The organism is Nostoc sp. DSM 114167, assembly GCF_052692655.1.
In genome coordinates, this window is sequence record NZ_CP195116.1 from 3,586,208 (window position 1) to 3,599,628 (window position 13,421).

Here is a 13,421-nt window from a genome sequence, read left to right on the forward strand (position 1 = left end):
TAAACAAGATATTAATGACATATATGTACAGCCATAAAAATTACTAAGAATCGCTTGACTTAAGCCTTATGCTTATTAAATAAAAAAATTTCTATCTGAATGCGGATTTATCAACTAAAGGGTTGAAAAGATAACTAAATTAATCCGTGTCAAGTGATAGACTCTAAATGTCAACTTACGTAAACCTTTTCTTGTCCTCACTCGATATGTTGAACTCTCCATTACGTGAAGAACCCCGTAACCAGCGAGCCGATGTCATCCCCCTAAAGCCAGAATCTTCTTTGTTGGACTGGTTACAAAATAACGGTCGCATCATCGCGCGTGACCTTCACGAACCGGATTTTCAAGCTGACGAAGAAGGAATAGACTCCTTAATGGGTGTAGAAGATGGAATTGGCTACGACCTCGATGATGATGAAGATGATGATATAGGAATCGCTGAGAATTAGCCTTTTCAGGCTATGGAATTGGTAGTATCCCTAGTTAATGGTATTCAATTTTATAAGTGTGGAGTGAAGGGAAACTTCTGTGGACGCTAAATTATCTCCTGAGCAAGGATTAAACATTTCTGGAATCGCTCTAGCCTCTTTATTAGCCGTAGGGTTAGGTACAACAGCATTTTTCTTGGATTCGATGGCCAATCGGCTACCTTGGCAAAGTATGTCGTTAACCCTGCCATTACTGTTGTGTGCATTGGGTTCAGGTGTGGTGGGCTATTGGGTAATACCTTTACTTCAAGCACTTAAAACTGGACAAATAATTCGTGAAGATGGGCCTCAAGCTCATCTCAAAAAGGCAGGCACTCCCACAATGGGTGGTATATTTTTTATACCTGTATCTGTGTTGCTTGCCTGCATATTGTCTAACTTTTCTAAAGAGGTGCTTGCTGTTTCGGCTTTGACCATCAGCTATGGATTGATTGGCTGGCTCGACGATTGGCAAATTCTGCGCCGGAAATCAAATAAAGGTATATCTCCACAAACAAAACTGGCTTTGCAGGTGAGTTTTGCGGCTATGTTTTGTCTATGGCTGATGTTTAATCAACCTTCTAATATTACAAATATTGCTTTGCCTTGGGTGAGCTTCACACTACCATTAGGATTTCTATTTTGGCCTTTAGCAGGTTTTGTGCTAGTTGCAGAAAGTAATGCGACTAATTTAACAGATGGTATTGATGGCTTGGCAGCAGGAACAGTAGCGATCGCACTTTTGGCATTAGGTGCTTTAGTCGCACCAACAGCACCAGGATTGATGGTTTTCTGTGCTGCTTTAAGTGGCGGGTGTTTAGGTTTCTTAGCCCATAATCGCAACCCAGCCCGCGTTTTCATGGGAGATACTGGTTCCCTGGCACTGGGAGGAGCTTTAGCTGCTGTAGCACTATTAACAAATACCTTAGTAGGTCTGTTTATTCTCAGTGGTATCTTCTTCGTAGAAACCCTTTCGGTGATGGCACAGGTAACTTATTACAAAGCCACGAAGGGCCCCGATGGCAAAGGCAAACGCCTCTTTAAAATGGCACCTTTACACCATCATTTAGAACTTACTGGCTGGTCAGAATTACAAGTGGTTGGAGTGTTTTATATAATCGCTGCTATTTTGGCTACTATTTGTTTAGCGATCGCTCCATTCTAAATGTTTTAAAAACTGCTTGAATATAAAAAACAACTCCCACATCTTCAGGGAGTTGTTTTTTTATAGGCAAATTTATAAGTTTCTGATTTCTATGCCAACACAAGCGCAAAGGATAGTTATAGAGTCAATCGAAAATCTAAAATCTAAAACCTAAAATTGTTTGACTGCTTGCGGTATTCTAAATTCTTTATTCTTCAATTATAGGTATTTATATATTCTCTAACTCGATTCTTTCCTGTTCGCTTTGCCTCAAGCATCGCTTGATTTGCCCGATTTAGAAAATCTTTAACCGTAATTCCTGGTTCTGATACAGCTATTCCAAAAGAAGCGGTGATGCTTTCGAGGAGCCGATCGCCGTCCTTCAATTGCATTCGTTCAATATCTACCCTTAATTGTTCTACTCGCTTTCTGAGCGTTTCCAGTGTCATATTAGGCATAACAATCACAAACTCTTCACCACCCCATCTGCAAGCAATGTCAAAGGAGCGAATAGATTTTAACAGTAACTTTGCTAATCCCTGGAGAACAATGTTGGCAGTCACGTGTCCGTAGCGCGAATTGTAAGATTTAAAGTTATCGATATCAAGAAAAATAATACTAAGAGGTTGTCCCGATCGTTCCGCTTCAGCTAACCTTTGTTCCGTGATGGTTTCCATATAGCTTTGATTGAATAGTTGGGTCATCCCATCCCGCAAGTTTTCATAGGTTAGACGTTGTTTGATCGATAGATTATTCAGTGCAATGCCTAATGTTCTAGCAATAATCTCAGAAGTTTGTCGCTCTTCTAGACTGATTTCTTCAAGCGCGTCGAGGTGTAAACTGCCAACTACTTCGCCTTGTGCAAACAATGGAATGCACAAATGTGTGCCGCTAACAGGCTGTATTAAGTGACTGCACATTAGTCCTGAATTACGAGGCGATAAAAGATTTAATTTTCCTCTCCGCAAAGCCCAACAATCAGATAGTGAAAATATTTCTTTACTTCTTCTTTCACCTCCCCAAAAACTATTCATCTGAACATAATTTTTAGAATTAGCAATTATATAAATAGAACCACTCATATTCGGAAATAGCTTGGAACACGTTAAAGCAACTACTTGATACACCTCATCTTCAGACTCGCAAGAATAAAGCATCTCCGCCATATCTGAGAGATATATAAGTTCTCGTTTTTTTGCTTCCAATTTCAGTGTCTTTTCTTCTAACTGCCGATTTAAGTCAGTTAGCGATCGCTGTACTTCTATGGATTCTGTAATATCAATACTGATTCCCCCAATCCGGTAAGCACCCGTTGCGTAATCGCTAAACGGAAACTTAAACGATAGCCAGTAACACGGCTGATTGTTACTAGATACTTTTACCTCTTCAATTAGCTTCAAAGGACGTAGAGTCTTCAAAACAACTCGATCGTTCTCCATAACCTGCCGCCCCTCTTCTGGATCTGGCAAGAATTCACTATCAGTTTTTCCCAACCATTCTTGTGAATCTACAGAAAATCTAGACTGTATTTCCTGGTTGTAGTAAAGCACTCTAGATTGTTCATCTTTGATATATGCTGCAAATGGCCCCTGATCTAGGAATAGCCGTTGCATCTGCTGGCTACGTTGCAGTTCGCGGGTATCTTCTTGATATCTGGCGATCGCCTCTACAATTTGATAAGCGGTTGGCATTAGGTAGAGTAAAGCAGATAAAGAAATAAATGCCATTACATCAAGCACACCTAAGTGCAGCAGGGACACTGCCATATGTGGCTCGAAGATCGTCAGAAGGTGATGAAATCCGCAAAATAGTACGAATCCACCTGATAAGAAAAAGGCTAGCCAAAACTTAGGAGGGATAGTTGCCTTAGTTTTGGCAAAGAAAACCCCTATGATTATGGGGATACCAAAGTATGAAAATGCAGTAATGCTATGAGCAATTATGCAATTCCAGGAAATAGGTTCCATTACTGACCTGATATTAAAATTTCATCCGTTTCACTATAATTCTAGGTAGTCTCAAGGTGTAAGTGGATAAAGGATGATTTCAGTGCTTCATACCTAAATTTTATGGTAGCTTTCTGAAAGGTTGCTCATTTCAACCCTTACAAACCTGACTTACCAGGTGAGTGAGTTCGGGTAAAATCAGTTTTTCCATCGCCAGTCGCACAGCATTACTGGAACCAGGAAGCGAGAAAATTAATTTATCTTGATAAACACCAGCAACAGCGCGAGAAGCGATCGCCCGCGAACCAATTTCTTGATAACTTAAAAAACGAAATAACTCACCAAATCCTGGCAAAGTTTTCTCTAGTAACTTCTCAATAGCATCATAGGTCGTATCTCTTGGTGCAATACCTGTACCACCATTAAAAATTACAGCATCCAAATTTGCGCTTTTGCCCAGATTTTCTATCTGCTCTTGAATTTGTGTCGGTTCATCTTTGATAATCGTGTAGGCTCCTACAGCATGGTTAGCACCAAGGAGTAACTGCTGAATTAGCTGGCCACTTTTGTCTGTTTCCAAAGTGCGTGTATCGCTGACAGTAACCACAGCACAAGTTACTAAAACTCCAGGCGAGTCTGGATGGGGTTGTGGCATTATATGTCACTCATGAACTTTTAATAATGAATAATTGGGCATGGTAAATGACGCATTGACAGTTACCAATGCCCGATGCCCGATGCCCTATGCCCTATGCCCTATGCCTCATTTTTACTCAATCCCAGATCGTTTTCTTCAGCATACCGCTCCATGAAGCGCATAAAGCGATCCCATTCTTGGGCAGATTTCATTATGTAAAGTGCTTCTAATTCTTCCGGTTTCCCGTTAATAAATTTAGCTTTAACTTCACGGGTAATTATCTCGCCTTCTTCGTCAATCAAGTACATTCCGGTAATATCTTCGGTAGTACCTTGATCTAAAATTTTCGGATTCGTAAAAATAAAGGTCGCTGTACCACTATCTCCAGTACGCGATCGCGTTAAGCGCACATCTGGAATTACCTCTTCGTCAAGACCTCTAGAAAACTGGATTTTCGCCATGATGAATGAATTTAAACTTTGGTGATGGTTAATTTAATATTCTCTCATCAATTAGAACACCACGGTCTAGAAGCTACTGTGATTCAGTTTTTAGTGTATATACTTAAATTGCTTCTTTTTCAAGTAACAAAGTTACGGGCCCATCGTTTTCAATGATAACTTGCATCATTGCACCAAATTTACCAGTTTCTACCTGCAACCCGCTAGCTCTTAACTTGATAACAAAACGATTATACAAATCTTCTGCCGATTGGGGAGCGGCTGAACGGTCAAAAGAAGGACGGCGACCTTTGCGACAGTCACCATAAAGGGTAAATTGACTGACTACTAACAAATCGCCGCCAATTTCTTGTACAGATTTTTGCCAACGGTCGTCTCCTCCTTCGTCAGGAAACAGCCGCAACTCTAAGCACTTACGCACCATCCAGTCAATTTCAGCATCAGTATCGGTATTGGCTATACCTACGAGCAAATTTAGCCCCCGCCCAATTTTACCGACAATTTCATCATTCACTGTAACTTGAGATGATTTGACTCGCTGGATAACAACGCGCATTTTAATCAGAACATTTATCAACGTTTTGATTTTAGAGCAATATATACAGTAGGGAATAGGGAATAGGGAATAGGGAACAGGGAACATGGAATAGGGAATGGGGAATAAGGTTTCAAGTCTCTTGGTATATGACTTTTTTATGAAATTTTGTACCTCATTTCCCTGAAATCTGCTGTAAAAACAACGAGTGTCTACCACCCGATAAAAATTCTTAATGTTCGATAAAACTTGTGAGTTTCTTGCTGAAACTTTCTGTATTCAGAAAGCGATCGCTATTCTCTCATTTTACTTAAAATTGATGGCGGAGCCATTGAGAATACATTCCCAGGTTCCACCTGGGAACGAGTAGTAAGTTTCTAACTTCTAACTTTTATTTGCCAAACCCTTTACCGCGAGAGGTTGAAGGTAGACAAATGCAGTTTTCGAGTTGACTAATTAAAGTCTCACGATCCAAATTTTGACCAATCAGTACTAACTGGTTTTTCAGTTGGCCTTTCCATTCATCATCATCCAAGGTGAAGCGTTTACCACAAAGGTGGAAAATATGACGCTTCGGGCTTTCATCAAACCACATAATCCCCTTGGCTCGGAAGATATTTGAGGGTAGCTGATTATCTAAGAAATACTGAAACTTCCTAATAGAAAAAGGCTTGTCACTTTGGAAAGAGATGGAAGTAAAACCATCATTTTCTAAATGGTGAGAATGATGGTGATGGCCGTGATGGTCATGGTCATGGTCATGGTCATGGTCGTGATGATCGTGACCGCATGTTGAGTGGTCATGGTCATGGTCATGGTCGTGACGATCGTGATGGTCGTGTTCATCCACCACTGTGTCAAAATATTTATCAGACTCAAACAGACCAACACTCAAAATTAAAGGAAGTGGCACTTGCGATCGCGTCGCGCGGATAATTCTTGCTCCTTCCTTGACTTCGTTAATTTTTCTTTCTAACTGGTTCAAAGTGGCTTCATCAACTAAATCTGCCTTGTTCAGCACAATCACATCACCATAAGCAATTTGGCTGTATGCTGCCTCAGAGTTAAATAAATCTAGGCTGTAATTAGCCGCGTCTACCACAGTAATAATCGAATCTAAGCGGGTTAAATCCCGCAACTCTGTGCCGAGAAATGTTAAAGCTACTGGTAGCGGATCTGCCAATCCAGTTGTTTCCACTACTAGATAATCTAGATTTTCTTGGCGTTCTAAAACTTTGTAAACTGCATCTACCAAATCATTATTAATAGTGCAGCAGATACAACCATTATTTAGCTCCACCATGTTCTCACCAGTGGAAACAATTAGCTCGTTGTCGATGCCAATTTCGCCAAATTCATTCACTAGAACAGCGGTTTTTAAACCCTGTTGGTTGTTGAGGATATGATTGAGTAAAGTCGTCTTGCCGCTACCGAGGAAACCCGTAATAATTGTTACTGGCATTCCTTGTTTGGGCGTATCCATTGCCGAAGATTCGGGTTTAACTGCTGATTGCATAGCGCTGTTATCAAATAGTCAAAAAAGAGTAATGTAGCGCAGATAGTCCAGAAAACACTAGCATAGGGATGCTGGACTGTCATCCCAGCTGCTTTACCCTATTATTACGTATCTCTCTATTTCAGCATTACTCTGTTATGACCCTAACCCTTTACAATACCCTCACCCGTCGTCAAGAACCGTTTGAAACAGTCGAAACAGGCAAGGTTAAGATGTATTACTGCGGCGTGACGGTATATGACTACTGCCATTTGGGTCATGCTAGAGCTTGCATCGTTTGGGACGTAGTACGCCGATACCTCCAGTTTATCGGCTATGAAGTCCGATATATCCAAAATTTTACTGATATTGATGACAAGATTCTTAATCGAGCCTGTGTTGAACATTCATCAATGGATATGATAGCCGATCGCTTTATCAAAGCATATTTTGAGGATATGGCGCGGTTGGGAATCAAAGAAGCTGATGAGTATCCCCGCGCTACTCACACGATGAATGGCATTCAACGGTTAATTCATGAGTTGGAAAATAAAGGTTTTGCTTACCCATCTGAAGGCGATGTGTATTATGCAGTGCGGCAGTTTGCTGAGTATGGCAAGCTTTCTGGACGCAAGTTAGAGGATATGCAAGCTGGGAAAAGCGAGCGCGTCAATGTAGAAGATCCAGAGTACCAGAAAAAGAAAGACCCTTTTGATTTTGCTTTGTGGAAAGCAGCAAAACCGGGAGAACCTGCTTGGGAATCACCGTGGGGCGCAGGTCGTCCGGGGTGGCATATAGAATGCTCGGCAATGGTGCGCGATCGCTTGGGTGATACCATAGATATTCACGCTGGTGGTGCTGACTTAATTTTTCCCCATCACGAAAACGAAATTGCCCAATCTGAGGCTGTAACCGGAAAACCATTAGCGCGTTATTGGTTGCATAACGGCATGGTGAAAGTAGATGGTGAAAAAATGTCCAAATCTTTGGGCAACTTTACCACTATTAGAGACTTACTGGATCGAGGAGTTGACCCGATGGCAGTACGGTTGTTCGTGCTGACCGCTCAATATCGCACACCAATTGATTTTACCGACGAAGCGATCGCCGCAGCAACCAATGGCTGGCACACCATTAAAGAAGGTTTACTCTTCGGCCACCAATACGGTGAAAAACTAGGATGGGGAGTGGAGACTACCTCACTACTTCCTGAAACTGTTGAACGCTTTCAAGAAACCGTAAATAACGACTTTAATTTTCCTGGTGGGTTAACAGTGCTGTTTGAATTAGCCAAAGAACTGCGCCGTGAGGGAAATATTCTTGTGCATGAAGGGAAAACCGAAACTTCCCCTGATGAGTTACAGCGTCAATGGCAAACTCTCGTCACTTTAGCTGGAGTCTTGGGTTTAGAAGCCGAGATAGAAGCCGAAACTCAAACAACTAATGGTTTAAGCGATGTAGAAATTGAGGCGAAAATTCAGCAAAGGCAAGAAGCACGTAAAGGCAAAAATTTTGCCGAAAGCGATCGCATTCGTGACGAACTTCAAGCACAAGGTATTACGCTAATTGATAGTCGTGATGGCACGCGCTGGCATCGGAATTAGAGAGAGTGGAGAGTAGGAGTAGGAGGGAAATATCCTCTCCTTTGTACCATTCCCCATGCCCCATGCCCCATTCCCCATTCCCATTCTTTATTCTTTATTCTTTATTCCCCATTCTTTATGTGGTCTGAACTCAAAAAAGCGATCGCTAGTTTCGATATTCCCGCAGATTGGATTGGTATTAGAGCCGTAAAGGAGACTTCTACTACCCGTTCAGTCCGTGACGCCTTACCCCAACTAAACGGCAAATCCTTCACTGTCGGAGCTATGCTGGAAGTTTTGGTGAATGGCTGTCTGGGTTACGCAGCTACTAACTCCCTAGAATTATCTTCCCTGCAAACTGCTGCTCAAACAGCCTATAACCAGGCACTAGCAGCCAGTGAATGGTGGATACATCCCTTCCGTGAAAGTGAGCGCCCTAAAGTCGTTGGTGAATATAAATCTCCCTTTCTTAAGCCATTGGATGCTCTAAGTCCAGGGGAAATCAACGATTTACTGGTTCGTATTTGCCAAACGCTCAAAGTTGACGACAAAATTGTGCAAACCATAGCTAGTGCTAGCACAACTGAGCGAGAATCTTGGTTTATTAGCAGTAACGGCTCAGAAGTCTATCAAAAAATCCTATCTATAGGCACGAATTACGGAGCTACTGCCCAAGATGGAGCGGTTGTACAACAGCGCAGCAACAACGGCTCGCAAGCAAACTGTTACCAAGGCGGACTCGAACTCTTAAAACAAGAAAACTTATGGCATCGGGTGCGGCAAATAGGCGAACAAGCAGTAGAACTATTGACAGCAGAAGAATGCCCAACCACCCGTACCAATTTAGTTTTAGCCCCAGATCAAATGATGCTGCAAATCCATGAAAGTGTTGGGCATCCCCTAGAAATTGACCGAATTTTGGGAGATGAGCGTAACTATGCTGGGGGCAGCTTTGTTAATAAAAGTGATTTTGGCAACCTCGTATATGGTTCGCCGTTGATGAACATTACCTTTGATCCTACCGTGGCTGGTGAATTTTCTAGCTACGGCTTTGATGATACCGGTGCTGTAGCAACGCGGGAGTATTTGGTTAAAGAAGGTGTACTGCAACGGGGTTTAGGCAGTCTGGAAAGTCAAGCAAGAGCAGGTGTAGCAGGAGTTGCCTGTGCCCGTGCTTGCTCATGGAATCGACCAGCGATCGATCGCATGGGTAACTTGAATTTAGAGCCTTTAAACGGCACTTTTGAAGACATTATTGGCGAGATAGAACACGGCGTTTACATGGAATCTAACCGTTCTTGGTCAATTGACGATCGCCGCTACAAATTCCAATTTGGTTGTGAGTACGCTAAATTAATTGAAAACGGTAAACTTACCAAAACCCTTCGTAATCCCAACTATCGCGCCACAACACCAGAGTTTTGGCATAGTTTAATTAAAGTCGGAGATGCCACAAACTGGCAAATGTATGGTACTCCTTATTGTGGCAAAGGAGAACCAAATCAGGCCATTTGGGTAGGACACGGTTCACCTGTTTGTGTATTTGCTAATGTCGAAGTTTTTGGTGGAGGAACTTGAAAAATACAATAGTTATGAGTTGGTAGTTAGGAGTTTTAAATTAAGTAAATAGGCATAATTAACATCAAATAAAATCCTAGCTTGTAGTAAGCGATTCATCCCTCAAAAAAATGATTATCAGGACTAAAGTCCTTACTCCAAACTTTAATTTATTTTCGCCTAGCTACTTCTAAAAATTCTTTTAACTCCTAACTCCTAACTCCTAACTCCTAACTTTCTCCCTCTCTTTATTCCCTATTAATTTTTAATATCCATGAAAATTGAAGAATTATCTGCGTTAGAAGTCAGCTTTAATCGACTGATTGAAAGTCTGCTGATCAAAAAAGCAGAAAATGAACAATTCACTGTAAGACTTAGTAGTGAAATAAGTCAATTTACTCGTTTTAATCATGCGAAAGTGCGTCAGACTGGTTGTGTTGCTGATGGTTGGATAGAACTAACTTTGATGCAAAATCAGCGCAATAGTGTTCGGCAGTTTCCTTTTACTGGAAATTGGGAGGTAGACTGGCAGTTAGCATATAGTGCTTTGCAAGAACTACGTGACGAACTTATTCTACTACCTGTCGATCCATATCTAGTTTTGCCATCAGGAAATAATCTCAGTAGAGAAATACATTCTGGAAATTTATTGGCGGCTAAGGCAGTAGTCCCGACTGTACTTGAACTAGTTGCTGAATTGGATTTTACAGGGATATATGCAGGGGGAGTGATAATTAAAGCTTATGGTGATTCTAGCGGTCAAAAACATTGGTTTGCTACTGATTCTTTTACCTTAGATTATTCTCTATTTTCCTCATCTGGACAAGCAGTTAAGGGCACATTTGCCGGGAGTAATTGGGATGAATCTAAATATATAGCCAAAATTAGCGAAGCTAAAAAACAACTAGAATTGCTTGCTCACCCAACAAAAGAACTGCCACGGGGACAATACAAAACTTATTTTGCACCTGCTGCTGTTGCAGATTTATTATTAATGCTTTCTTGGGGAGCGGTAAGCGAAGCTGATATCCAACAAGGAAACAGTGCTTTAGCTGCTTTATCGCGTCAAGAAAAACAACTTTCTCTAAGATTTAGTTTAAAAGAAAATTTTCAGCAGGGATTAGTGCCGCGATTTAATGAATTGGGAGAAATGGCAGCACCGGAGTTACCTGTAATCGAAAAAGGACGTTTGGTAAATACTTTGGTGAATTCTCGCACTGCTAAGGAATATCAAAAAATTGCCAATGGCGCTAATGGTTCAGAGACTTTACGAGCGCCAGAAGTGAGTCCGGGAAATTTAGTATTTGAGCAGATTCTTCCGAGTTTAGATACAGGATTATATGTATCTAATTTGCATTACTTGAATTGGAGCGATCGCCACACTGGTAGAATCACAGGTATGACCCGTTATGCTTGTTTTTGGGTAGAAAACGGAGAAATTCTTGCCCCCATTGAAAACTTACGTTTTGACGAAAGTCTCTACCGCTTTTGGGGAGAAAACTTAGTAGATTTAACCAATTTTCAAGAATTCATTCCCGAAGTAGGAACTTATGAAAGTCGTCAACTTGGAGGTAGTTTAGTTCCCGGTATGCTGGTAGAGGATTTTACATATACTTTGTAATCGTAATTATCTGCTGACAGGAAATCAAAAGCTAACAGGTATAAATAGGCTCTATCGCTCCCTTTATGGTTCCTAATATTAAATCCATACTTTTTTAAACCTGTTATCCTTATGCAGAAAGGGTTTTGCAGTTTTCTAGCTTGGTATTTAATAATAGCGTAAGTCACTTTAGCATAAGGGGCGCGATAGAACCTAGAAATCTACTCTAACGGGGAGGTGACATTGGAGCCAATGACAAACAAACTATTACTTGTGAGAAGGGTGATCCTATTAACCTAGAGCGGCGTAGACATCAGTATTTCCAAAACCGACAATATCATTGTGGCTATCGCCGTTAACATCACCAAGCTGACGTGGATATTTGTCAAAGCTAGTCCATGCGCCATCTTTGACAGTAAAATTATTGTTCAGACCTGCAAACACCGAACCGAAAGTGCCATCGCTTTGACCTAAAGAGACCAAGACATTATCATTTCCAAAACCGACAATATCATCACGACCATCGCCGTTAACATCACCAAGCTGACGTGGATATTTGTCAAAGCTAGTCCATGCGCCATCTTTGACAGTAAAATTATTGTTCAGACCTACAAACACCGAACCGAAAGTGCCATCGCTTTGACCTAAAGAGACCAAGACATTATCATTTCCAAAACCGACAATATCATCACGACCATCGCCGTTAACATCACCAAGCTGACGTGGATATTTGTCAAAGCTAGTCCATGCGCCATCTTTGACAGTAAAATTATTGTTCAGACCTGCAAACACCGAACCGAAAGTGCCATCGCTTTGACCTAAAGAGACCAAGACATTATCATTTCCAAAACCGACAATATCATCACGACCATCGCCGTTAACATCACCAAGCTGACGTGGATATTGTCAAAGCTAGTCCATGCGCCATCTTTGACAGTAAAATTATTGTTCAAACCTACAAACACCGAACCAAAAGTGCCATCGCTTTGACCTAAAGAGACCAAGACATTATCATTTCCAAAACCGACAATATCATCACGACCATCGCCGTTAACATCACCAAGCTGACGTGGATATTTGTCAAAGCTAGTCCATGCACCATCTTTGACAGTAAAATTATTGTTCAGACCTACAAACACCGAACCGAAAGTACTCATGATAATGCTCCTTTAATGAACAATCTGGCAAGTAGTAAAACCACTTGCATCTCAGTATTCTGTCTTAGGTTCAGGAACTACGCAAATCATTTACAAACTTTTACACAGTAACATTTCCATGACAGATTCTAACTACCAGGCGATGACTGATGAAGAGTTGCGGGACTGGGTTCGCTACCATCCCAAAGATGTAGAAGCCTTCCACATTCTCATGGATAAATTAGAGCAACGTCCAAAAGTCTTTTGCAGCACAGATGAAGAAATTGAAGCCGAATTGCAAAAGCGAATTAACCAATCACGATCGCAGTGAAGGATACTGGGGACTGGGGATTAAGTAATTTTTCTAGTATCCAGTACCCATTTTTCTGAGTTTTAAACACAAATATTAATGAGATTCTCCCAATATTAAAACTATCTATCTCTGTAAACTGCATTAATTACAATATCTTTGATGCTCAGGTAAAGAATTAATAGCAATAATAAAAATTGCTCAAATTGAAGAACTGGATCTAAACGCCAACCTTGATAATACAAGATTACTCCACTTAACAACATTATAATTGGCGTAAATATAAGTTGGATAATGTAAAGGGCTAAAGCCCAACCTCTAAGCCTGGTTACACGTTGGGATAGCCAAACTAATGTTAAAATTAAGTAAATAATTGCCCAAAGCAAATAAATAATTACAATTAAACCAGCTATATTTAATCCAAAATTCACTTGCGCAAAAGTAAGCATTTATTAAAAATCCTGCTTAATTACAAGCTAAAATTTTAAATTTATTAGTAGGTAGATTCCCTAAAATTATTCCTTCATGAAAATTGTTGGGTTAAGCAATA

The 13,421-nt window shown here is 40.9% G+C and carries 14 protein-coding genes; 6 read left to right on the forward strand and 8 right to left on the reverse strand.

Translation table 11 applies throughout. The annotated features are described in order from the left end of the window. Positions 1–206: 206 nt before the first annotated feature. Both NSTC731_RS15290 and mraY read left to right on the forward strand, forming a co-directional pair. On the forward strand, positions 207–449 hold the full coding sequence (locus tag NSTC731_RS15290; RefSeq protein WP_322711499.1) for a DUF3134 domain-containing protein: 243 nt from the start codon (positions 207–209) through the stop codon (positions 447–449). 79 nt (positions 450–528) lie between these two features. Beyond that, positions 529–1,632 carry a phospho-N-acetylmuramoyl-pentapeptide-transferase gene (mraY, locus tag NSTC731_RS15295; RefSeq protein WP_445631533.1) on the forward strand — a complete coding sequence of 368 codons (1,104 nt, stop codon included), beginning with the start codon at positions 529–531 and terminating at the stop codon, positions 1,630–1,632. Positions 1,633–1,826: 194 nt separating this feature from the next. On the opposite strand, the gene NSTC731_RS15300 is transcribed toward mraY, so the two are convergent. The 5 genes from NSTC731_RS15300 to NSTC731_RS15320 form a co-directional block, all read right to left on the reverse strand. Beyond that, complete coding sequence (locus tag NSTC731_RS15300; RefSeq protein WP_445631534.1) at positions 1,827–3,578, reverse strand: diguanylate cyclase; 1,752 nt, start codon at positions 3,576–3,578, stop codon at positions 1,827–1,829. A gap of 130 nt (positions 3,579–3,708) precedes the next feature. After that, positions 3,709–4,212 carry a MogA/MoaB family molybdenum cofactor biosynthesis protein gene (locus NSTC731_RS15305; RefSeq protein ID WP_445631535.1) on the reverse strand — a complete coding sequence of 168 codons (504 nt, stop codon included), beginning with the start codon at positions 4,210–4,212 and terminating at the stop codon, positions 3,709–3,711. 101 nt (positions 4,213–4,313) lie between these two features. Continuing rightward, positions 4,314–4,655 (reverse strand): photosystem II reaction center protein Psb28, encoded by a 342-nt coding sequence (gene psb28 / locus NSTC731_RS15310; protein WP_445631536.1) that lies wholly within the window; start codon positions 4,653–4,655, stop codon positions 4,314–4,316. Positions 4,656–4,758: 103 nt separating this feature from the next. After that, complete coding sequence (gene dtd / locus NSTC731_RS15315) at positions 4,759–5,211, reverse strand: D-aminoacyl-tRNA deacylase (protein WP_445631537.1); 453 nt, start codon at positions 5,209–5,211, stop codon at positions 4,759–4,761. Between the two features lie 370 nt (positions 5,212–5,581). Next, positions 5,582–6,706, reverse strand: coding sequence for a CobW family GTP-binding protein (locus NSTC731_RS15320; RefSeq protein WP_445631538.1), 1,125 nt, complete (start codon positions 6,704–6,706; stop codon positions 5,582–5,584). Between the two features lie 137 nt (positions 6,707–6,843). Here NSTC731_RS15320 and cysS point away from each other — a divergent pair, with 137 nt between their 5' ends. From cysS to NSTC731_RS15335, 3 genes are all read left to right on the forward strand, one after another. Further along, complete coding sequence (gene cysS / locus NSTC731_RS15325; RefSeq protein ID WP_445631539.1) at positions 6,844–8,289, forward strand: cysteine--tRNA ligase; 1,446 nt, start codon at positions 6,844–6,846, stop codon at positions 8,287–8,289. A 117-nt stretch (positions 8,290–8,406) separates the two neighbouring features. Beyond that, positions 8,407–9,846: a TldD/PmbA family protein gene (locus NSTC731_RS15330; RefSeq protein ID WP_445631540.1), complete on the forward strand. Its 1,440-nt coding sequence runs from the start codon at positions 8,407–8,409 to the stop codon at positions 9,844–9,846. Positions 9,847–10,099: 253 nt separating this feature from the next. After that, on the forward strand, positions 10,100–11,446 hold the full coding sequence (locus tag NSTC731_RS15335) for a TldD/PmbA family protein (RefSeq protein WP_445631541.1): 1,347 nt from the start codon (positions 10,100–10,102) through the stop codon (positions 11,444–11,446). Positions 11,447–11,716: 270 nt separating this feature from the next. Here the strand turns inward: NSTC731_RS15335 and NSTC731_RS15340 are convergent, their stop codons facing one another. Both NSTC731_RS15340 and NSTC731_RS15345 read right to left on the reverse strand, forming a co-directional pair. After that, complete coding sequence (locus NSTC731_RS15340; protein ID WP_445631542.1) at positions 11,717–12,256, reverse strand: FG-GAP repeat domain-containing protein; 540 nt, start codon at positions 12,254–12,256, stop codon at positions 11,717–11,719. Continuing rightward, complete coding sequence (locus NSTC731_RS15345; protein ID WP_445631543.1) at positions 12,244–12,582, reverse strand: hypothetical protein; 339 nt, start codon at positions 12,580–12,582, stop codon at positions 12,244–12,246. Before NSTC731_RS15345 ends, NSTC731_RS15340 begins: the two co-directional genes overlap by 13 nt. Before the next feature lie 118 nt (positions 12,583–12,700). Here NSTC731_RS15345 and NSTC731_RS15350 point away from each other — a divergent pair, with 118 nt between their 5' ends. Further along, a complete protein-coding gene (locus NSTC731_RS15350; protein ID WP_445631544.1) occupies positions 12,701–12,892 on the forward strand; it encodes a DUF6887 family protein in 192 nt (63 codons plus the stop codon). Between the two features lie 101 nt (positions 12,893–12,993). Here NSTC731_RS15350 and NSTC731_RS15355 read toward each other — a convergent pair whose 3' ends face one another. Beyond that, a complete protein-coding gene (locus NSTC731_RS15355) occupies positions 12,994–13,320 on the reverse strand; it encodes a Ycf66 family protein (protein ID WP_445631545.1) in 327 nt (108 codons plus the stop codon). Between the last annotated feature and the right edge of the window lie 101 nt (positions 13,321–13,421).